Genomic DNA, 21,679 nt, shown 5'->3' with positions numbered 1-21,679 from the left:
ATGGCCGACGCCCGTGTAACCCCGCCACAAGATTTAGCGGAACACCGGACACCGCGACCTAGGTCACGACATCTTCTGCAGAAGAACTTCGAACTCCGTACCACGACCGTCTTTCACTGGGCTGCGCACAGAAACTTTACCGTCATGCGCTTCGACGACCGCTTTTACAAACGTCAATCCCAAACCCATGCCGTATTCAGAGCGACTCTTGTCACTGCGATAAAGCTTCTGCCAGATCATGCCGTGCTCATCCGCTGAAATACCCGGGCCCGAATCCGTCACGCGAATGATGACGTTTTCAGTATGATTGATGGTTTCAATCGTCACTTCACCACCTGGTGGTGTGTACTTGTGCGCATTATCCAGAAGATTGGCAATCACGCGACTGATAAGTTTCGCATCGACCATGGCCCAGTCATGACTGTCTAGCTTTTGAATGACTTTGATGTCTTTTTCTTCAAAAGCCATTTCATAAAGACTCATGATTTCTTTCACCAGGTCACTGATGAATTTCTTTTCAATCTTCAGCTTCTTGCTGCGGTTTTCTGCTTCGGTGATATCCGTCAGCACCTGCAGGAAATTCAGAATCTTGTCCGAGTTTTCAAAGCAGCTCTGCAAAGCCTCACGATAGGACTCAACATCCCCTTCGCTTGTCAAAGCCAGCTCAGCGCGCCCGCGCAAACGAGTCACCGGAGTCCGAATATCGTGCGCCAGGTGATCAAAGGCCTCTTTCAGGCCATTCACCAGATTTTCGATTTTATCGAGCATCTTATTGAACAGAACCTTTAGTTCCTCCAGCTCGTCATCACTGCCCCCGATCGGAACACGTGTGGACAGGGAACCGCCTTCGATCTTTTTCATTGAGGTGATCAACTCCCGCACCGGGCTGAGCGTTCTGTTGGACAGGAACAAGCCCCCCAGGAAGCCGATCAAAGCCACGGGAAGGAGTAGCCACCAGAATATCTTTTGCAAGTTGCGCAGCTGCAGACTCAGGCTTTCGGTGCTTTTACCCACGACCAGCCGGCTGCCATCTTTCAGGGTCGAACCCAGAATGATGACCGTGTCGCCCCCGTGCATTTCGCGCATGGCAAATTCAAAGATCTGACCGCGATGGCGATTCATCTCTTCTTTGAGCTTTTCCATGTTCAATTTGAAGCTTGGGAACGGCTCGTGATGGAAGGTCATTTCCCCTTTGGGACTGAAAACACTGACCAGCAACGCAGCGTCGCGGTCATAATTTGGAATATAAAGGAAGTAGTCATTGAATTCCCCCAGACCCCGCACCTCAATGCGATTGCGGTATTCTTCCAGCTTGGAAGAAAGCACGCCACGTTCCTGTTCTTGCAGGCCGTGACTGATCTGAAAATAAAGGAAACTAAAGATGACTGTGGAACTTAGAATCAGCACCAAAGAATACGCAAGCGTCAGCTTGGTGCTGATTCGGAAGAGTGTCGGTTTAAGACGACTTGAGGACATATCCTACGCCTCTAACCGTGTAGATAAGGCGTGTAGGGAAATCTTTTTCCAGCTTGTTTCTGAGTCGGCATACAAGTACGTCCACCACGTTCGTTTGAGGGTCAAAATCATAGTTCCAGACTTCCTTAAGAATCGTCTGCTTACCAATGATTTTATTTGGATTACTCATGAACAGGTCAAGAAGAACAAATTCTCTTTCCTGAAGGTCGAGTTTTCTACCGGCGCGAACCACATCACGATTCAAACGATTCAGCTTCAGGTCCTGGAATACCAGTTGAGTCACTTCGGATGCCTTCTGAGAGCGCTTCAACAAGTTCTTAACACGGATCTGAAGTTCAGCCATTGCGAAAGGTTTGGTCAGGTAGTCATCGCCACCCATACTTAGACCCTTCAGGCGATCATCCAGTTCGCGCAAAGCACTCAGGATCAAAATTGGTGTGTTGATTTCTTTTTCGCGCAAAGACTTTGCGAAAGTGTAACCGTCCATTTCAGGAAGCATCAAATCCAAAACGATAATATCGTAATGATTAGTCTGTGCTTTTTCAAAGGCGCGGCGTCCGTTGGATTCAACATCGACTTCACCTTCAAGTTCACCCAGGCCCTGTTTCACTATTGTTGCGATCTCGTTATCATCTTCGACTACTAAGCATCTCATCGAGAGTCACCTTTGTTACTGGTTCGTAAAATCTATATGCAATTTATAGCAGATTTGTTTCTAAACAAAAGTAGCAAATTTCATATTGGAGCCCTAAATAGCCATTATTACATAGATTTAATTGGTCACAGAGGTGAGATTGCAAAGATGAAACTAAACAACGTGGTATTCACTATTGCCAAACGAAAAAAAACAGGCTCCTGGTCAGGGAGCCTGTCGACATGGTCATGGTAGATTTAGACTAGCGGGAATTAACGTTTCAACTGAATAACTTCGTTCAGAAGTTCGTCCGTCGTCGTGATGGTTTTGGCATTGGCCTGGAAACCACGCTGATTCTGGATCATGTTTACGAACTCTGTAGCCAGATCCACTGTGGATCTTTCCAAAGATTTCGCGAACAATTTACCGCGGCCGGCAGCGCCTGGAGCACCTACGGAAGCAGTACCGGAGTCTCTGGATTCTTTCAAACGGTTGTTACCAACTTTGAACAGAGCTTCCGGGTTTTCGAACTTAGCCAAAGCAATTTGGGCAAGGTCATTGGCCTGACCGTTGGAGTACACAGCAGTCAAAGTACCTTCGTCATTGAAGGACAAGCCAGTGATTGTACCCGCAGCCGCGCCATCCTGGTGCCAGGAGATCAGGTCAGAGTTTTTACCGTACTGTTTAGTACCGTCCAAACCTTTACCGCCATCCTTGATCGCATCACCGAAGTTCAGCTTCACCTGCTGGTCCTGCAAAGCACCGCCTTTGAAGTTGAAGTTCGTGGAAGTTGTTTCCTGAGAATCAAGTTTACCGTCAACGGTGAACATCAATTTACCAGCAGCAACTTCAGACATTTTGCCTTCTTCGCCACCAGAAATCTCTTTACCGTCAACCAAACCTTTGAATTCCCACTCACGGTCGTTAACTTTGTTGAAGAAGAAGCTGACAAGGTGTTTGTTACCCTGAGAGTCATACATCTCAACACCAGTGGAGTAGTGAGAGGTGGAGTAAGGATCGTTGATATCGAATTTCTTCGTTGGCTCCATACGGGAGTCAAGGTTCAGATCCAGTTTCAGTTCTTTGGTGGCTTTAGCCGGGATCAGAGCGCGAGGGAACTTAATATCCGTCATTTTGTTAACGATATTGCCCTTTTCGTCTGTGGAGAAGCCCTGAACTTTTTGATTGTCGTTGGTTACCAGGTAACCTTCACGGTCAAAGTGGAAGGAACCGTCACGAGTGAAGGATTCACCGTCAGAACCTTTAACTTTAAAGTAACCGTCACCGGAGATAGCAAGGTCCGTCACTTTTTCAGTGGCGTCGATGTTACCCTGGGAAAGAATTGGATTTACGGCACCGATCTTCACACCGCGACCAATTTGGTTACCACCCACAATACCTTTTAGATTTTTGGAGATGATGTCCTGGAACTCTGCACGGCTTGCTTTGAAACCGATAGTGTTCGCATTGGCGATATTGTCCCCGATAACACCCAGAGCCTCGCCCTGTGCTGTCATACCGGATACACCAGTGTACAATGAAGAAAGAATACCCATGTGACCTCCATGTCGTTGGCAGAATTAGTCGAATTCCGCCGTTTGGAGGGCCTCCTCTACGAGGACCAGCCCTAATATTTAGTTTTTAAATCCAGCTGCTTATCTGTCTCTTCGGGACAGCTTCACAGATTAAAGAACCACTGTTGAGTCGATGTTGGTGAACACGTTCTCTTTGAGCGCATTCTTGTCCATCACCGTGACAACCGTGTTGTTCTTCACGCTGACAATCAGTGCCGAGTCATTCATCAAAATCAATGAATCCTTGGAACCTTTTGCCGCCGCTCTCGAAACCGCGTCTGAAAGTTTTGAGATGTCCTCTGGAGAATAATTTATTCCCCGGGTTCTCATACGCTCAATCGCATGATTCGAAAACTTAACCCCTTCCGCGCCCTTCACCGGGCCTGCAGGATTCATCTGTCCCAGGTTCTGAGGCTTCAGGCCTCCGAGCTGATCCAGCGTGTCCTTGAAGGAAGGTCCCGTACCATCCAGCTGAGGTTGTTTAACCTTGGCCGGCTGCTGCGGGATGAGTTGATCAAGAGTTTGTATCTTCTTTAAATCGACCATTACTTCGCTGTCTCCTTCGCGATCTTTTCCATCATGTCGCGGGACAAGCCCACATTGTTCATGATGTTAGATTTTGCTACAGGAGCAGGATTCATGGAAGAGTTTTGTAACTCTGCATTCCCCTCTTTCATAGTTTGTCCTTTAGCATCATCTTTCTTCAAGTCTAGGTTTGTTACATCATTTACTTTCTGGTCGGTGGTCATAAGACGTGGGTCTGTAATCTTCTTCACATCAGAGAAACGAATCGCCTGATTTCCCACGTGAAGCACAGGGCCTTCATTGGAATAGCTCACGCCAGTGATCATTCCGTCGAAGTCTGTTTTGATTCCCATCTTCTTACCGTCAGCAGTTTTGGCTTCTGCGATGAATTGATATTCACCAGGCAAAGCCTTCATTGCTTTTTCGTCTTCACCATTCCAGGTCAGTTTGTTTTCGCCCGCTTTCAGTGACTTCAGATTGTACGTGCGCACGACATTCCCTTCGGCATCACGAACTTTCACCGACACTTCGCTTGCAGCCATTGGCAGAGTGAATTTGAAATCATGCTCTCTGTCATTCGTGCCGCGCACCACTTTCGAAGAATCACCTGCGACTGCTTTACCGATCAGATTCAGTGCCTGGAAGTTTTCCGAAGGCTTCTGACCGTTCTTCATTTCATCAAGTGACTTGTTCATGTTCTGCATCTGCTCCAGAGAGGAGAAGCTTGCCAACTGTGCCGCCATCTCATGGCTCTTCAGTGGATTCGTCGGATCCTGATTTTTCATCTGTGTCAGCATCAGCTTGAAGAAGGCATCCTTGTCCAGGCTTGGATTACCGACCGCGCGAACTTTCTTGGAGGGATCTGTCCAGTTGGCATCGACAATTTTATTCAGAACTTCGCCGACGTTTTCACCGCCCAGCTTTTCTCTGTCTGCCACGCTCATGTTGGACGCTCCGGCGGTCTCAGGTTTTGTCTGAGTCGCTCCGAATGCATTCACTCCAAGTTTCGCGTTCACCATTGTCATGCTTAACTCCTTTTAAAGCTGCTTCAGCTTACGGCCCTGCCGGGCCTTCAGCTCTGCCGGCATAGCCGTTACGCTACAAGATTCAGTCCACTGCCACGGCCTTCAACTTTGCGGGACACGCTTTGTGTCTCGATCGGCTGAAGTGGATCACGGCGACTGCCATAACCTTTCAGTGAAGGCATGTCTGCGAAAGATTCCTTGCGGCCCTGGGAACCGAAGTTCTCGTTGAACTGGTTCCAGAACTGGCGCGTCTGGTCTCTTTGCTGATTGCCGTTCATGTTGGTCTGGTTTTGCATTGCCGTATCCGCGGATGTCGAGTTCACCACATCCACCTTTACATTCTCCATGGACAATTTGTGAGCAGCAAGACTGGTTTTCAGTTCAGCTAGACTGGACTCGATGGCTTTTTTAGCCTCCTGAGTATCTGCTGACATCTGCATGTTCACTTTACCGTCCTGAAGCATGACTTTCAGGTGAATGGTTCCCATACCCTCCGGGGTCATCTGAACCTTCATTTCGCCGCCACCGCGTTTGATCAGGTACTGGGCCTGATTCATCAGCTGCTTCACGGCCGCCTCGTTTTCCTTGGCATCAACCGGAGCCTGTGGTGCCGTCCCTGCCAGTGGCAAAGCCGCATCCATCTTCAGGGATTCACCCTTGATCGGAGCGCCGTGAACACCATGAAGGCCTTCCAAGCCCTGCTTGAATTCGCCGGATGTCAGAGTGGATTTTTCACCCATCTCCTTTTCGGCGCTCATGCCTTTCATGAAGTCATTGCCCTGTTGCATCAGATTGCCACCCTGGGATTCATTGCGCATGAATTCCTGGGAAAGCTTGGCCTGCACTTCCAGCGGATTCAAAGCCTGAGCCGTCGGAATCTTCGGAGCCTCCGGCGTTTTAACCGCCTGAGTAAACTCTGCCATCAATTCCGCGCCCTGTTCTGAGACCGCCGCTTCAGCCGCAACACCAGTTCCCTGGGCAGCCTGTGCCTCAGTCGCTTTCTTTGCCGCCAAGGCCGCCAGCAACGCCGGCGACATGGTGTCCTTCATCTGACCCTGCAGATGCGGTGGAAGTTCAGGAAGCTTTGGCGCCTGCTGCTGAGGCATTTCCGGAAGTGGCATCTCCATCGGGATTTCCTGTTTCGGAATATCCGCAAAAGACGCCTCATCCAGATCCATGTTCTGCATGGCCGCAGCATCAAGCTGCCCCAACGCCGCTGAAGGCAATGGTTTTGCCTGCGCGTCTGTCCAGAATTTTTGATTTAAACGGTCGACGGTATTACCCAGCATGTTCTGCTTTGCCTGCGCCTGTTCAGCACGCAGCTGCACACCGGCCTGAGTCACCACGCCAGCACCCACAGCAAATTCCGGAGCCTTCGCCGGCGCAGGAGTCTGCTGCAACTGCAGCAACAAGCCCGCATACATCGCCTGCGCTTTGTCTGCGTCCTCATCACTGAGTCCCAATTGAGAGATCACGGCTTGTGCCGTCTCTTCCGGGGATTGTACTAGTTGGGTGTCGTCCAGCTGGGACATCGCCTCCACGAGTCGCGTGGGGGATATTTCGAATTCACTCTCGAAGGAGTCCATGAATTCTTTTATTTTTTGCTGTCGAACCGTTCCCTTTCGTTCTGTTTTCCCATCGTTTTGGCTGACCTCGGGTTCCTTCCCCTTTTTCGCTTCGGTCTTTTCAGGCTTTTCATTCTTCGCCTTCATGTCCCGTTGCGGTGGCTCTTTCGTTTCTTTCGGGTCTTTCGAGGTTATTTTCTCCTCGAGAGCTTTGCCGAAGGATGAGCCGGATCCGGTTCCCTTGAAGTCTTTCTCCACCCCTCTGTCAGGTGGTGACTTCATCTCGGTCGCACCCACCATGGGGGGTACGATACTTTGTAACAAACCTTCCTCCTTCCCTGGAAAAAACTGTCGTTACTGTCTTACTTCGCGCTCGCTGGAGCACGACGCTTGTAGCCCGCAAACATCTCAGACAAAATCTGAGCTTTTTCAGGCTTCAACAAATTCATAATATCAGCAGCATTCTTCTTTTTCATACGACCAAGTATTTCAATTGCCAAATCCTCGTCCATCGTCTCAAAGACTTTGGCCGCCTGGGGTGGCTTCATATTGGTGTACATCTGTACCAAAGTATCGACTTTTTCGTCGTCCGCCTTGACCCGGTCTTCCAGAATGCCGGAGATCTTGCTGCGCATCTCTTCCAGCTCTTTCAGGCGTTTTTCAAGTTCCACCTTCTGGGTGGCAAGTTCGGTCTCCATGCGGTTCAGTTCTTCTTCACGCGCATCAAGCTCTTTGTTTCTTTCATTCAGCTTTTGCAGGTGATCAATTTCAGCCCCGCTCATCGCCGCCGTCACCGGGGCTTCCGCTTTCGGCTCTGCCGGAGTTGGCTCTGCTGGAGCCGCTGACGGCTGGGCAATCGCTTCGCCAGTCATCTGAACTTCGACACGTTTGATGATGTTTTCAACTTCTTCGTGATTCTGGAATCCCCAGATGGCAACCATAAAACCAAAGAAAGACACGCCAATCATTTTCCATGGCACCGGGGCTTTTTTCTTTTTCTTTGGTGCAGACATTTTCATGCGGCGGCGGATCTGCTGTTCAACGTCCTCGGAAGCCAGATCCAGATGCAGTTTCGGAGAAGGATTTCTTTTCTGAAACTTCACTCCGTTGTTCTGGTCGGCAACCTGGCGTGCATTTTTGAAGAACTGATCGTATCCGCTTTTCATCTGCCTATGATTCCTTCACAGCTTTAAACCGCAGGATGGACTGTTCATCCATTTCCTTCTGGTCATTGGAAAGACGCTCAGCCCGATATTCTTCGAACTTGTTTTCGCGCATCTTCTCCATAATTTTATATTCCAGAGCGGCTTGTCGCAAAATTTCTCTCTTGGCCTCGACCAATTTCTCGAATTCCTGAACTTTTTGCACTTGTCTCTGGATGCGGATTTGCTGACCTTGAAGAAACTCGTGGATCTGGGAAAGAGCTGGACCTTGGGCCCCGCCTTGGGAGGAAAGAGCACCTGCCTGCAAATGGGCATTTTGAATCTGCGCCGACATTTGATTCAGCCGCTCCTGTTCTTCATTGAACAGGTTTACAGCCTCTTGAAAGTCCTTTTGCGCCAGATTTTCTTTGATTTTACGATGTTCAAGAACCTTTTGAAGCGGGAATTTGAATTTCACGAACTACCCCCGCTTAAGCATTAATGAGGATCTGCTGCATCTGGCGCACGGTCTGTGTGAAGTTGGTCGGGTCCTCGACTCTTTGTTTAAGGAAGTCGTTCACCTGATCAATCACCTTCACGGCCCGGTCAATCTTGGGATTGGATCCCGGCTTGTAGGCACCGATGTTAATCAAATCCTCGGCGTCTTTATAGACCGCCAGGGTTTCACGCAGCTTTTGCGCCAGCTTGGAGTGCTCCGGCGAAGACACCGCCCGCATCACCCGGCTGGCACTTTGCATGATATCGATCGCCGGGAAATGACCCTTCTGAGCCAAAGAGCGGCTTAGAACGATGTGCCCGTCCACGATGGAACGAACTGAATCCCCGATCGGATCATTCATATCATCCCCTTCCACCAGCGTCGTATAGAAGCCGGTGATACTGCCTTCGCCCTCAAAGGACCCGGCACGCTCAAGGAGCTTAGGCAGGGTGGCAAAGACGCTGGGGGTGTAACCCTTTTGAGATGGCGGTTCACCGGTGCTCAGACCGATTTCCCTTTGAGCCATCGCAAAACGAGTCACGGAATCCATCATCAACAACACATTCTTCCCCTGAGAGGAGAAGTACTCAGCCAGAGCCGTCGCCACATAAGCACCACGCATACGCAGCAGCGGGCTTTGGTCACTGGTCACACAGACAACAACCGATCTTTTCATCCCTTCCGGGCCCAGATCGTGCTCGATAAATTCGCGCACCTCACGCCCACGTTCACCGATCATGGCGATCACGTTGACGTCGGCATTCGTATTACGGGCCATCATGCCCAGCAATACGGACTTACCCACACCGGAACCCGCCATAATAGCGACACGCTGGCCCAGTCCTGCGGTTAATGCGCCATTGATGGCACGAATCCCCAGGTCAATAGGCTCACGGATCGGACGGCGATCCAGAGGGTTGCGAACTTCACTGTACAAAGGAACTTCACGGAAATTTTCGACTTCGCCCTTGTCATCCAGAGGACGACCCAGGCCATCCACCACGCGGCCCAAAAGCTCTTCACCCGCGCGCACGGTGGCGATCTGACGGGCCAGAACGATTTTCGATCCCAGGGCCACGCCTCTCATGTCGTTCAGAGCCATCATCAGAACATGCTTGTCCTTGAACCCCACCACCTCGGCCAGGAAGGATTTTTCCATCCCGCTGGGATTGATGGACACGATACTGCCAACGCTTGCGCCCGGCAGATATCCTTTGATAAGCATCCCGTTCACTTCCGTGACTTTACCGCTGTCCTTCGTCAAATGGACAGACTGGATCACGTCAGAATACTTATCCAGGTTCAGTTCAAATTCGCTCATTAACCGGCAATCCTGTCTTTAACTTTGGGCATGTTTTCAGAAAGAACAGACCACAACTGTTCCACGCGCTGTTCAATGCGGGCATCGACTTCACCATAGTTGGTTTCAACAATGCAACCGCCGTCAGCCACTTCAGCGTTGGGTTCAAATTTGATTTTTTTGATGAATTCAAATTCACGGCCGGTCTCGGATTTAAGCTCCTCAAGGAAGTCAAACTGAGCCTGGGACACGTGAACGGTGATTTCTTCCTCGTCCTGAGCCAAACCAACCGCGTCGCGCAGGATTCCCACCATCGCGTCATTGTTGCTGTTTAGTTCGGTTTTGGCCAGACGGGAGGCCATCTGGAACATCAGTTTCAGCAGATGGGCTTCGTTGAATCCGGACATTTCTTTTTTAAGTTCTTTGATGGTCAGCAACAGGGTGTCCAAACCGGCCATACGCTCGGCGATATCCGCAGACACCTGTTCGAAGGCCTCTTTACGGCCCTCTTCCAGACCCAGGCGATAGGCTTCCTGATAGGCGCCTTCCTGGATTTCTTTCAGCTTTTCCAAAGCGGCCACTTCGACTTTTTCCTCGTCGTTGCCTTTTTCCACCTGATCAATACCTGTCTGCACACGCACGGCATCGTTCATGCGGAAGTCAGAGCCTTTGCTCTTTTCTGCCAGATAGTTCATGGCCTGCTCGGGAGTCCCCAGATCGAAACGCATGGGAACAAACTCGAGCACTGTTTTTTCAGCCACTTCCTTGGACAGAACGGACTTGGAGGCGCGATTAGACCATTGCATCTTCTGAACCACCTCTTGCGATCAGGATTTTTCCTTCGGCTTCCAGACGGCGTGCCACGTTCACAATCTCCTGCTGAGCCGACTCGACGTCGGACAGACGGGATGGACCCATGTTCGACAGATCCTCACGCAGCATCTCGGCCGCACGGGCAGAGATGTTCTTGAAGATCTTCGTACGAATCTCTTCGCTGGAAGTTTTGAGCGCCAGCAGAAGCTTTTCGTTCGCCACTTCCTTAAGAAGCGACTGAATACCACGGTCGTCGATTTTCACGATGTCGTCGAAGACGAACATCAGTTTGCGGATCTCTTCGGCCAGCAGAGGATCTTTTTCCTCCAGGCGGGACATGATCGCGGTTTCCGTGTTCTTGTCCATGACGTTGAGCATTTCCGCCACCGGATGTACGCCACCCAATGCCGCCTGCTCGACCGTCGCCGTATTGGACAACTGGTTCTTCAATACACGGTCAATTTCAGCAATCAATTCAGGATCGACGTGCTCCAGATTCGCCATACGCAGAACCACTTCGGCCTGCAGGGCTTCCGGAAGACGTTTCAGAACCTCGCCTTTTTTCTCGGGCTCAAGATGCGCCAGGATCACGGCTACGGTTTGCGGGTGCTCATTCACCAGGAAGGTCGCCAAAGATTTTGCGTCGACCATCTCCAGGGACTCCAAAGAACGGGAACCACCGGAAGTGATGTTCAAGCCCCCCAGGATGCCACGGGCTCTTTCCTCACCCAGGGCGTCCACAATGGTGTCCTTGGCAGAGATATTTTCAGAGAAAATGTAGTCTTCAGTTTCAGAGATCATTTCGTAGTACTCTTCCAGCACACGTTTGGTCACGTGAACCGGCACCACACGCAATTTGCTCATTTGGTTGATCAGCTTGCGGATGTCAGAGTCGTCCATACGGCGAAGCAAAACCTTCACCGCATCCTTGCCAAGGTAATTGATCAGGATTGCGGCCTTGTCGAAGCCCTTGAGATTTTCATACTCAATATTATCTGACTTATGAAGTTTCATTAGCCATCCTTCCTAACCAGCCACATGCCAAAGGCGTTGGCTGCTTTTTCCTCGTCACGACTCATTGATGACAGGATACGATCTTTCAGCAATTCAGATTCGGCCTTCTCAGGATCAATGGATTCCTGAAGGACCGGCAACGCAGTGGACATGCCCGGAAGGGTGTTATCCACAGACTGCAGTTCTTCCAGCTCTTCGATTGTGCGAGGAAGCATTTCCTCAACAGAATCCTGGAAGCTGTCGGTGATCCACTGCATGAACGGGCGCACCACGATGAAGAAGAACAGCGCCAAGCTGAAGCCCAGCAATGCCCACTTGAACAACGCGTGGATCAGCTTTTTTCTTTCCAGTGTCGTCAGGATTTTCTCTGCTTCAGAGAAGTCTTCCGGCTGGAACTGGATATTTTCAATTTTTACACTGTCGCCACGGGCGGTATTGAAACCGATCGCATTTTTAACCAGATCCTCGTACTTGCGCAGCTCTTCAGCCGAGCGCGGTTTCCAGGTCGTCTCGGTGGTGCCGTCGGCTTTGGTTGTCGTCGTCATCATGCCGTCAACAACAACCGCCACGCTCACGCGCTCCAGATTCCCTGCGGATTCACGGATATTACGCACGGTTTTTGGCACGTCATAGTTCGTTGTCTTGATTTCTTTTTTAACATCCTGACGGAAGCCCACAGTCCCCTGGTCCTCTGCCCCCGGCAGATTGGAACGGGAACCCGGCACACCGGCTGGATTGGTGCGGGAGCCGTCCAAAGATTCCTCTTCAGACTGCTGGGAACGGATGGCTGTTTTGTCCGGATCCACGGATTCTTCCACAGAAGAGATCACACGGTGATTCAGAGTCGCATCCACTTTCGCCACAACCTTGGCATGACCAACAACCTTTGTCAGGATGTCTTCGATACGGTCTTCCAGGTCGCCTTCAATTTTGGCTTTCAGATCCAGCAGTTCATTGGAACCACCGGTTGTCCCGTCAGCCACGCGGGTCAGAACTTTACCACGCTCATCCAGGACTGTGACTTTGTCCGCGTCCATGCCCTCAACAGAGTTCGCCACAAGGTAACGGATACCGCGCACCTGTTCCTGAGTCAGCTCTTTACCCTGGTGCAATTCCACCACGACAGACGCTGACGCCTGACCGCCCTCTTCAAGGAAGGTCTTTTTGTTTGGCAAAGCCAGAATCACTTTGGATTGTTTCACTGCTGTCAGCGTGTTGATCGCACGCATCAGCTCACCCTGAAGGGCCCGCTGATAGTTGATCTTCTGAGCATAGGAGTTCATGCCGAAATCCTGCTTGTCAAAGATCTCAAGACCGATGGAACCCATTTTCGGGGAACCGATTTCGGACATCAATGTCATCTGGGTTGAGTGCAGCAGTTCTTTTGGAATGGCGATTGTCTTACCGCCATCACGCAGCTGGAACGGCACATTCTTTTCGTTCAGCTTTCCAACGATTGTGGAAACCTGCTCCGTCGGAATGTTTGTGAACAATGGCACATAGTCTTTCCCTGAAGCCATAAACAGCATCGTGAAAAGTGCCACCGCCGCAATTACAGTAACCGCAATTACTGAAAGTCTTTTGGTCGGACCCAGGTTTTTGAAGAACTCGCGAAACTGGACAACCAATCCACCAAAAATCTTATTCAAGGAAACCCCTCCAGCCTAAGGAAAACTAAACCTGCATCTTCATAACTTCTTGGTACGCATCAATAATCTTGTTGCGCACTTGCACCATCACCTTCAGGGCGATGTCTGCTTTTTCCGCGGCGATCATCACATCGGCCACGTTGTCCGTTTTGCCAGTCGCGAGATTCTGCATGGCTTTATCTGAAGCCTTTTGCATTTCATTCACGCTGCCTACGGCGTCTTTCAGGGTGTCGGCGAAGCTCTTGCCCGTACCGGATGTCGAACTCGTTGAAGGGGTGTTCTCGATGCTTAGTGACTTGGAATCACGGACGATTCCATTATCGAGAAACCTGTTTGCATTTGATACAGTAAAACCCTCCATGGCTTCACCTTCTCCTCTGATAAAATTGTATTAAACTTGCGTAAAAAAGTCCTTAATTTTTGCCGGGGTCTAGGAAGGAATTACCTGCCTATCTCCAGCGCGGAAAGCGCCATATCCTTCGACGCCTGAACCGCTGTCACGTTGGCCTCGTAGGAACGCGATGCCTGTATCATATTGGTCATTTCTTCCATCAAATTGATGTTCGGATAAGCCACGTATCCGTCTGCATTTGCATCAGGATGGTCCGGTTCATACTTGAGCAGCGGCGCCTTGCGATCCGAGACCACATCTGTGACCTGGACCCGCTGGAAGCTTCCTGCCGGATCCGTCGATGTAATGATCTCGCCAAAGTTCTTGGCATCGGGCATCGCCTCGAAAACCACGTCCTTACGGCGATACGGACCACCTTCGGGGGTCTGGGTCGTATTAATGTTGGCAATATTGCTGGCAATGGTATTCATGCGCATTCTTTGCGCCGCCATACCACTGCTGCTGATTCTCATCCCCGTCAAAAAATCAGCCATCTATTACCGCCCTTCGGTTGCGGCATACTTCAGTGCCGCCATTTTCTTGTTGATCAGTTGCAGAGCCGCTTTGTACATGATCGCGTTCTCTGACAACGCCGACATTTCTTTTTCAACATCGACGGTGTTTCCATCGTTGTTCACAGCTCCTTCCGGATCATCATAAATGTCCGGTCGGGTTTTGTTCACAGAGATTCCGCCCACCGCGAAGTGTTCCGGATTGCTCGTGCTCAGGGAGTTTGCGCCATCCAGATCCAGGGCTCTTTGCAAAGCACCTTCGAAATCCATTTTCTTGGCGTGATAACCCGGAGTCTCGGCATTGGCGATATTCGAGGATGTCACATTGTGACGGAGCTGCCTCATGCTCAGTGAGGTCGCCAGCGCGTTGGTTGTTTTATCGAAGATATTACTCATAAAACACCTGCTTCCTTGTACTCATTAAGTTTGTTTCTCAAGGTACGAATACTGATTCCAAGCATTTGCGCCGCACGGGTGCGGTTCTGGGCGGTCAGCTCCAGAGTCTGAATAATTAGACGCTTCTCGACCTCAGAAAGGGACATGCCCGGGGCAAAATCCAGGTCCATATCCTCGACCACAGCCTCAAACTGAATGGATTCAGGCCCAATCAGTGAAGATTTTGCAAGAACCACGGCTCTTTCCAGCACGTTTTCAAGCTCACGGATGTTGCCAGGCCAGTTCCAGCTGTTCAGGCGATCGAAACCTTCCGCCGTCAAACGCAAGCCCGACTTGCCGTGCATGATCTGGGACACTTCCAGAATAAAGTTCACAATGTTCTGGAAGTCCTGACGACGGTCTTCCAGGCGCGGCAGTTCCAGATGAACAACCGCCAGCTTATAGAACAAATCCTGACGGAATTGTTCCTGCTTCACCAACGCGCGCAGATCGCGACGGGATGTGGAAATGAAACGAGGGCGAGTGCCGTCAGCTCTTTCCACCAGCTTCATCAGGTCATTTTGCAATGCCACAGACGCGCAATCCAGATCTTCAATCAGCAAAGTACCGCCATCCACGCGCGAGAAGTCAAAGCCACCGGCGTTTTTGCAATCCAGGCAGTACAGGCGTGCTGAACGGCTTTTGGTGTAAATGTAACGAGCCAGACTTGTTTTACCCACACCGGCTTCACCGACCAGAAGCAAACTTGCCTGCGTTGAAGCCAACTGCAAGCTCAGCTGTTTCACTTCGTGCATTCTTCTATCTTCGATGTGTAGAGCATCAAAATCAAAGTACGACATCCAAACTCCTATTGGCCTTGCTCGTTCTCAGACATAGCTGGAATTCTTTTGATATATTTCTTGTAACCGTCACGCCATTCTGAATTCTTCAACTGCTCCTGAGCCAGATTCTTCCAGAACCCGCTCTTGTCACCTTTGAAGTCATTCCAGACCTCGGCCGCTTTCTGGATCTCACCTGCTTTGAAGTAGATCTGACCCAGTTTGTATCGGATGGAGGAAAGCGGACGATTGTCTTCGTATTTTTCCAGCAGCTTTTCATAGGAACCTGTCGCCAGATCCTGCTGCTTTTTATTCAGATAGATATCCCCCATCATTTCCAGCGCCTTGACGTGGATCACCGGGGAAATCTTGCCGGAATCACTTTGCAATTTATCGATCATTTCCAATGACTGGATGGCTTCATCCGGTTTGCTTTGTTTCACCTGAAGTTCAGCCAGTTTCAGATAAGGTTCTGCCACCAGTTGCGGCTGGCCTTTCCATGTGCGCAAAAGTTCGCCCAGGTAACGAACCGCAGAATCATTGTCCCCGCGTTTTTCCAGCAAACGAACCGCGATGTTCACGCGTTCGATCTGGGATTGTTCGTCCATTTTTTCCGGCGTTTTGATGTTTTTCAGATAGTCATAGGCCTGATTGTATTTTTGCTCCTGAGTGAACACGTTGGAAAGACGCAGGTTCAGTTCGTCCTCGGAAGGAATCTGCTCTTTCACCTGAATTTCTTTGGCTTCTGCGGTACCACGAATTGCATAAATACGGTTCAAAACGTCTTTGTAGTATCTTTCCGCTTCAACCGGAACCCCGGCCATTTCAAATGCACGGCCCACGTTGTATTTGGTATCCAGACGCTTGGAGTTTTTCAGCCAGTTGTCAGCATATTGACTGTGGGTTTTCAATGCCTTGATGAAGTTGCCATCGTTAACTTCGGATTCCAGCTTGTCATTGATGTTGGAAACAATACGGTTGGTCAGCAGCGGAACATCCACAGAAGTGGGATGTTCTTTATAGTATTTGGAAAGCAGATCCACCGCTTTTTGGTGTTCACCACGGTGCGTGTAACCATCCGCCACCATCACAGTTGCAAACTGCTCGATGTTCGGAAGATCAATCTTTTTTGCCAATGACATGATTTCTTCAACGGCGTGGTTTACTTCCTTCGGCTTCATGCCCTTCATGCGCGCACTCAACAGACGCAAACGCGCAATCACCGCATTTGGAGTTTCACCATAACGGAAGTAAGTTTCAAGGTAAGCCCCCATCACGCGGGACTTGTCGGCACCGAAGATTTCAAGCAATTCACCCATGCGGGTCATCGCAAATGCCGAATGGTTGCTGCTTGGGAACTTCTTTACGAATTCACGATAAGTGTCCAGACTTTGCGGGTACTTGTTCATCATGAACAAAGATTCCGCCTGATTGAAGAAGGCATTCGGGTAAGAGCTCTGTCCCTCTGGATACTTCTTCAAAGCTTTCTGATATTCATCAACCGCTTTTGCATAGTTCTTGCCGCGCACCCACACGTCACCACGACGGTAGGCTGCTTCCACTTTCAAATCGCGGTTGAAAGCTTCTTTTTCAACCTGATCAAACTGGGCAATTGCATCTGTCCATTTATTCAACTTCATGAAAGCCAAACCCATGCCCAGACGCGCCAGATCCTTGGAAACAGATTCTTTGCCCGAGAAGTTTTTGTTGTCGATGTGTTCTTGGAATAAACGCAGGGAATTGAGTGCATCGCCTTTTTCCAGAGCCAGGAAGCCCGTCTTCACTGACGTTCTTTCCGCCAAAGGAGAACGCGGATACTTAGCAACTGCCTCTTTATATTTCTGCATCGCCTCGTCATAGTCTTTCATGCGGCCTTCTTCCTGCCACAGGGCCAGGTGAACGTCGGCGGTCATGAAATCAATGACTTCGTTGTATTCAGATTTTGGATATTTGTCTTTGAACCAGGCCTGAGTTTTCAGGTAAACGCCATAGCGCTGCTTTTCAAACAACGTCAAAAGCAAACGAGCCTGTTTGTTTTCTTCCGTGGACTGCGGGGAAATCTGGTAGATCGCCGGAGTGATCTTCATTTTCTCCCAGTAGCTGACCGGAGTTTCCAGCATCGGGAAAGGGATATAATAGTTATCCTTGGCGCGGATCATCGCCTCTTCTTTGATCTCGTAGTCTTTGACCGAGAAGCGGGAATAGTCCGGATCGCCACCGTCAAAGATACCGGATTTCACTGAATCATTAGCGGCAAAGCCCACGCCCTGATCTGCAATCGCCAAAGTGTCCGCCGCTGGTTTGCGGTTCTTGTCAGTTTTGACTTTCGCCACAGGTTTCACATCTTTAGCTGGCAGCTCGGTCGGAATCTGTGTGTCTTTTTTGGCAACTGCTTTGCCGTCTTTTTTAGGCTTCGCAGATGGATTCACATAGAAATCCATGATCAAACGAGAAGGCTGATCCGTCAGGTAATCAAATGTCTCGATGTCTTCACCAGAAAGGGTGAACTGAATCACGTTCTTGCCATCCGGACCCTTGCGGTCCACGGCAACAGCTGTCACGAAATCACTTTTAAAGGAGGAAAGAGAACCGATCGTGGATTCATCCAACGCCGGCACAGTCATTTCAACGACAACCTGACCTTTTTTATCAAGGCGTTTGACGTCGTAATCCCAATTTTGCTGGCCCGACAGTTCCATGTGAACAGTGTCGCCCTGAAAATTAATGATTCCATTGACCTTCGCCGCTTGCGCTGAAGCTAGACCAAAGAACAGGCATCCTGCCACAATCAAATTACGTAAAGTGTTCACTCCTTGAACCCCTTCTCTTCCCTTCGTTCTGCTATTGCACATACGGTGCCACCTCTTTCAAAGGTCCATTGGCAAATAATTTCCAGATGGGCAAAAAGTTTCATAGAATTTCCAACACCACCGCCAAAACACTGACGGCTGACTACCCGGCCCTAGGAAAGGCCACACCCAAACCAGCCGCTTCGGACAGTCCTCGCGGACGCCGTCCCTTTGGGACGTGCTGCTGCGGAACTTGCGTCTGGCTTGGGTGTGGCCTTTCCTAGAGCCTGGTGTGCCGGCAGATTTTGTGGGCTTGTGCACACGACGTGTGTTCTCTGTACTTTTTCTACGCGCTAACGAGAGCTCTCGATGGGGCGCTAGAAGCAGTGGGGAAATTCGGAGTTAGAAAGACGTTACAGCTTGGTCTAGGGAAGGGAGGGGGCCCTGCCGGATTAGCCCCAAGTTCCGCAGCAGCAGATCCCCAACGGGGATCGCGTCCGCGAGGATGTGTTCGCAGGGGATAAGCCGGTAGGGCCCCCTCCCTTCCCTAGACCGAGGCACTGTTTAGGCATTCTGGCTCTGAATTTTTCCTCAATTTATTCCGATGGATGGGTGCTATGAAGAACATCTTTGTTTGTTGCATCTTGAGTTTGCTTTTTGTTGGGTGTGTGTCGGTGAATTTGCCGGGGCGGAAATCTGTGCCTGCCAAGGGTGTGGAGTTTTCTTCGCCTGCTTCTCCGTTTAAATCCATTGATGCTGGTAACTCTGACAAAGCCTGGTTGAGTTCAGCTACGGGCAATACCATTTCTTTTGTTTCTGATTGTGGCGGGGCGGATCCTTCTTTGCAGCAAATGGAAACAGAGTCTTTGGCGGCGCTTTCCAATCTGGATGTTAAGTCAGATACTTTGATGTTCAATGGCCGCGAGGCTCGTCAATCCGTTGCTACAGGCACGGTCGACGGCATTCCGGTGCAGCTGGCTTTGTTGGTGTTTAAGAAAAACAACTGTAACTACACTTTGAGTTATGGTGGCGTTCAAAAGCAGTTTGCGGCTGAACAGAAACACTTTGAAGACTTTAAGGCTCAGTTTAAGGCTCCGTGATGAATAACCTCGCCCTGCCCTTCACAGTCTTTATGATGGAAGTCCTTCACTTTATTGGTGGAGTGGGGCTGCTGAGTCGTGATGTCTTCCGTGAAACCTTCCACGGAAAAATCTATTATAAACTGATCTCTGAACAAATCTATCAGATCGGCATGCGTTCTTTGCCGCTGATTGTGATCACGGCCGTCAGTATCGGCATGGTGATGTCCCTGCAGTTTGGTATGGGACTGGAAAAGTTCGGTGGTAAACTTTATGTTCCCAAGCTGCTGGCCGTGACAATCCTGCGTGAAATGGGCCCGGTGTTCACCAGTCTGATGCTGGCTGCACGTGTCGGCGCTGGTATTGCCAGCGAAATTGGCAGTATGGTCGTCACCCAGCAAATTGATGCGATTCGTGCCCTGGGCACCTCTCCGATCAAGAAAATCGTTATTCCCCGTGTTCTGGCTTGCCTGATCACGCTGCCGATTCTGGTGTCCATCGCCAATATCGTCGGAAACCTGGGGGGCTTGATCATTGGTGCGACCGAATTGAATCTGGATCCTAATTTCTATTATCTGAAAGTGATGACGACTTCCAACATTCAGGATTATCTGTCTGGATTTGCGAAGACCTTCTTCTTTGCCATCTTTATCGCGATTCCGTCCTGCTATTTCGGACTGAATGTGAAAGCGGGCACCAAAGAAGTCGGCATCGCCACCACCAAAGCAGTCGTGGTGTCCTCGATCCTGATCGTGGTTGGTGACTTCTTCCTTTCAAAACTATTCTGGATCGTGGAGAAAATGATATGAGTGAAAGCAAACAAGGCTTCATCGAAGTCATTGATTTCCACAAATCATTCGGCACCAAGAAAGTTCACCAAGGTGTGAATTTCTATGTGCGTAAAGGCGAATGCCTGGGCCTGATCGGTGGATCCGGAACCGGAAAAAGCGTTCTGTTGCGCAGTCTGGTCGGACTTGAAAAACCTGACAGTGGCAAGATCCTGATCGACGGCGTGGATATCACTCCGATGAAAGAAAATGCCCTGATCGAAATCCGCAAGAAAGTGGCCTATGCTTTTCAAGGCGGTGCTTTGTTTGATTCGATGTCTGTTTACGAAAATCTGGCTTATCCATTGCGTGAACACTTCAAATTCAGCGAAGAGGAAATCGCCCGTCAGATCACCGAAACCCTGCAGGAGTTTGGCCTGCCGGGTTCTGAGAACCTGCTTCCGGGAAATCTTTCCGGCGGTATGCAAAAACGTGTGGGCCTGGCCCGCGCGATGATGATGCATCCGGAAGTCGTTTTGTACGATGAGCCGACAGCGGGTCTTGACCCCTACAACACCAAACGCATCCAGGAATCCATCCTAAGCCTGAAAGCCAAGGGTGTGACCTCGATCCTGGTGACCCATGACATGCCGACGGTCTATGCCGTGTGTGACAAGGTCGCCCTGCTGCTGAATGGAAAAATCGGCGAGCAGTACACAATTGAAAAACTCAAACAAGAGCCCCCGGGGGCAATGAGCCAGTTCATCAACGGAGAAAGTGCTTAATGGAATCTCACTTCGGCACCCAAATCAAAGTCGGAATCTTTTTGACCATCGGGATCTTCCTGATTCTGGCGACCATCTTTATGCTCGGCGCAGACAAGGCTTTGTTCACAAGCTATGTGCGTGTGCATGCTCACTTTGATCAGGTTCAGGGCCTGGCGGTGGGCAGCGTTGTTTCCCTGTCCGGTGTGACGGTGGGTAACGTTGAAACCATCACCTTCCTGCCAGAGAAAAACTCTTTGGACGTAAAGATGAAAATCAACGAGGACTACATCGACCGTCTCCGTCAGGGTTCTCAGGTTGAAATCCGCACTCAAGGTGCCTTGGGTGACAAGTTCGTCTTTATCATCCCGGGTGACCCGCGCGCGGAAAGCCTGAAAGAGGGTGACATTCTGGAAGTGGCAAAACCGACAGACTTTTTGGGCATCGTTTCCGAGCGCGGCAATGAAACCAACAGAATCTTTGATATCATCAATGAACTTTACAAAATCACGCACGCGATGAACGCGGAAAACCGCATGGGTAAAATCATGGCAAATCTTGAAACCGCCAGCACGAATTTTTCCCAGACCAGCAAAGACAGTCAGAAGTTCGTGGCGCAGATGAATGCCCATGGTGGAGGCGAAAAACTGGGTAAATCCATCGAGAAGCTGGATTCCATTTTATCCAAGATCGACCGTGGCGAAGGCAGTCTGGGCGCGCTGATCAATGATCCGTCCATTCACAATCGCCTTAAAAACATGCTGGGTGGCTCCAACCGCAAGAACCACGTCGAGTCCTTGCTTCGCACTTCCATCGAAAAAGAAACCAAAGACTAGCCCTTTCAGCTAGTCCACTTCAAAGACTAGCTTTCTGCTGGTCTTTTCGGTTTAGTACCGTTTTAATTCTGCAAGCTTCCTCCACTTGGTCCAGAAATCCTGGAAACCCGA

General features: G+C 50.1%; 21 protein-coding genes. 4 read left to right on the top strand and 17 right to left on the bottom strand.

Annotated elements, in window-relative coordinates:
- Positions 1-63 precede the first annotated feature (63 nt).
- The 17 genes from ACNQKP_RS06465 to ACNQKP_RS06385 form a co-directional block, all read right to left on the bottom strand.
- The gene (locus ACNQKP_RS06465; RefSeq protein WP_417863594.1) at positions 64-1,476 is read right to left on the bottom strand and encodes an ATP-binding protein; all 1,413 of its coding nucleotides are present in this window, start codon (positions 1,474-1,476) and stop codon (positions 64-66) included.
- The gene (locus ACNQKP_RS06460) at positions 1,457-2,131 is read right to left on the bottom strand and encodes a response regulator transcription factor (protein ID WP_088564149.1); all 675 of its coding nucleotides are present in this window, start codon (positions 2,129-2,131) and stop codon (positions 1,457-1,459) included. The genes ACNQKP_RS06465 and ACNQKP_RS06460 overlap by 20 nt, the downstream gene beginning before the upstream one ends.
- A gap of 251 nt (positions 2,132-2,382) precedes the next feature.
- Complete coding sequence (locus ACNQKP_RS06455; protein ID WP_417863593.1) at positions 2,383-3,666, bottom strand: flagellar hook protein FlgE; 1,284 nt, start codon at positions 3,664-3,666, stop codon at positions 2,383-2,385.
- 129 nt (positions 3,667-3,795) lie between these two features.
- Complete coding sequence (locus ACNQKP_RS06450) at positions 3,796-4,230, bottom strand: TIGR02530 family flagellar biosynthesis protein (protein ID WP_011165732.1); 435 nt, start codon at positions 4,228-4,230, stop codon at positions 3,796-3,798.
- Positions 4,230-5,234, bottom strand: a complete 1,005-nt coding sequence (locus ACNQKP_RS06445) for a flagellar hook assembly protein FlgD (protein WP_417863591.1) — start codon at positions 5,232-5,234, stop codon at positions 4,230-4,232. Before ACNQKP_RS06445 ends, ACNQKP_RS06450 begins: the two co-directional genes overlap by 1 nt.
- Positions 5,235-5,302: 68 nt before the next feature.
- A complete protein-coding gene (locus tag ACNQKP_RS06440) occupies positions 5,303-6,766 on the bottom strand; it encodes a flagellar hook-length control protein FliK (RefSeq protein WP_417863590.1) in 1,464 nt (487 codons plus the stop codon).
- 395 nt (positions 6,767-7,161) lie between these two features.
- The gene (locus ACNQKP_RS06435) at positions 7,162-7,965 is read right to left on the bottom strand and encodes a magnesium transporter MgtE N-terminal domain-containing protein (protein ID WP_417863588.1); all 804 of its coding nucleotides are present in this window, start codon (positions 7,963-7,965) and stop codon (positions 7,162-7,164) included.
- A 4-nt stretch (positions 7,966-7,969) separates the two neighbouring features.
- Entirely contained in the window at positions 7,970-8,419 is a 450-nt protein-coding gene (gene fliJ, locus ACNQKP_RS06430; protein ID WP_417863587.1) for a flagellar export protein FliJ, read from the bottom strand.
- 13 nt (positions 8,420-8,432) lie between these two features.
- Positions 8,433-9,761: a FliI/YscN family ATPase gene (locus ACNQKP_RS06425; RefSeq protein ID WP_011165737.1), complete on the bottom strand. Its 1,329-nt coding sequence runs from the start codon at positions 9,759-9,761 to the stop codon at positions 8,433-8,435.
- Entirely contained in the window at positions 9,761-10,546 is a 786-nt protein-coding gene (locus tag ACNQKP_RS06420) for a FliH/SctL family protein (protein ID WP_417863586.1), read from the bottom strand. Before ACNQKP_RS06420 ends, ACNQKP_RS06425 begins: the two co-directional genes overlap by 1 nt.
- Entirely contained in the window at positions 10,533-11,567 is a 1,035-nt protein-coding gene (gene fliG, locus ACNQKP_RS06415; RefSeq protein WP_011165739.1) for a flagellar motor switch protein FliG, read from the bottom strand. The genes ACNQKP_RS06420 and fliG overlap by 14 nt, the downstream gene beginning before the upstream one ends.
- Entirely contained in the window at positions 11,567-13,216 is a 1,650-nt protein-coding gene (gene fliF / locus ACNQKP_RS06410; protein ID WP_417863584.1) for a flagellar basal-body MS-ring/collar protein FliF, read from the bottom strand. The genes fliG and fliF overlap by 1 nt, the downstream gene beginning before the upstream one ends.
- 25 nt (positions 13,217-13,241) lie before the next feature.
- Positions 13,242-13,577, bottom strand: coding sequence for a flagellar hook-basal body complex protein FliE (gene fliE, locus ACNQKP_RS06405; protein WP_011165741.1), 336 nt, complete (start codon positions 13,575-13,577; stop codon positions 13,242-13,244).
- A gap of 80 nt (positions 13,578-13,657) precedes the next feature.
- Positions 13,658-14,101 (bottom strand): flagellar basal body rod protein FlgC, encoded by a 444-nt coding sequence (gene flgC, locus ACNQKP_RS06400; protein ID WP_015092407.1) that lies wholly within the window; start codon positions 14,099-14,101, stop codon positions 13,658-13,660.
- A gap of 3 nt (positions 14,102-14,104) precedes the next feature.
- A complete protein-coding gene (flgB, locus tag ACNQKP_RS06395; protein WP_041577986.1) occupies positions 14,105-14,515 on the bottom strand; it encodes a flagellar basal body rod protein FlgB in 411 nt (136 codons plus the stop codon).
- Complete coding sequence (locus ACNQKP_RS06390) at positions 14,512-15,354, bottom strand: sigma 54-interacting transcriptional regulator (RefSeq protein WP_417863582.1); 843 nt, start codon at positions 15,352-15,354, stop codon at positions 14,512-14,514. The genes flgB and ACNQKP_RS06390 overlap by 4 nt, the downstream gene beginning before the upstream one ends.
- A gap of 8 nt (positions 15,355-15,362) precedes the next feature.
- The gene (locus ACNQKP_RS06385; protein WP_417863580.1) at positions 15,363-18,143 is read right to left on the bottom strand and encodes a tetratricopeptide repeat protein; all 2,781 of its coding nucleotides are present in this window, start codon (positions 18,141-18,143) and stop codon (positions 15,363-15,365) included.
- Between the two features lie 596 nt (positions 18,144-18,739).
- Here ACNQKP_RS06385 and ACNQKP_RS06380 point away from each other — a divergent pair.
- From ACNQKP_RS06380 to ACNQKP_RS06365, 4 genes are read left to right on the top strand one after another with little or no spacing between them, the layout of a single operon-like run.
- Positions 18,740-19,222 carry a hypothetical protein gene (locus tag ACNQKP_RS06380; RefSeq protein WP_417863579.1) on the top strand — a complete coding sequence of 161 codons (483 nt, stop codon included), beginning with the start codon at positions 18,740-18,742 and terminating at the stop codon, positions 19,220-19,222.
- Positions 19,222-20,010, top strand: coding sequence for an MlaE family ABC transporter permease (locus ACNQKP_RS06375; protein ID WP_417863577.1), 789 nt, complete (start codon positions 19,222-19,224; stop codon positions 20,008-20,010). The genes ACNQKP_RS06380 and ACNQKP_RS06375 overlap by 1 nt, the downstream gene beginning before the upstream one ends.
- Positions 20,007-20,753 (top strand): ABC transporter ATP-binding protein, encoded by a 747-nt coding sequence (locus ACNQKP_RS06370; protein ID WP_417863575.1) that lies wholly within the window; start codon positions 20,007-20,009, stop codon positions 20,751-20,753. Before ACNQKP_RS06375 ends, ACNQKP_RS06370 begins: the two co-directional genes overlap by 4 nt.
- On the top strand, positions 20,753-21,568 hold the full coding sequence (locus ACNQKP_RS06365) for an MlaD family protein (protein WP_417863574.1): 816 nt from the start codon (positions 20,753-20,755) through the stop codon (positions 21,566-21,568). The genes ACNQKP_RS06370 and ACNQKP_RS06365 overlap by 1 nt, the downstream gene beginning before the upstream one ends.
- The last annotated feature ends 111 nt before the right edge of the window (positions 21,569-21,679 follow it).

The organism is Bdellovibrio bacteriovorus, from assembly GCF_048286975.1.
GTDB classification, from domain to species: domain Bacteria; phylum Bdellovibrionota; class Bdellovibrionia; order Bdellovibrionales; family Bdellovibrionaceae; genus Bdellovibrio; species Bdellovibrio bacteriovorus_H.
Note: the sequence above shows the minus strand (reverse complement) of the source record. Positions and strands in the feature narration are given on the sequence as shown.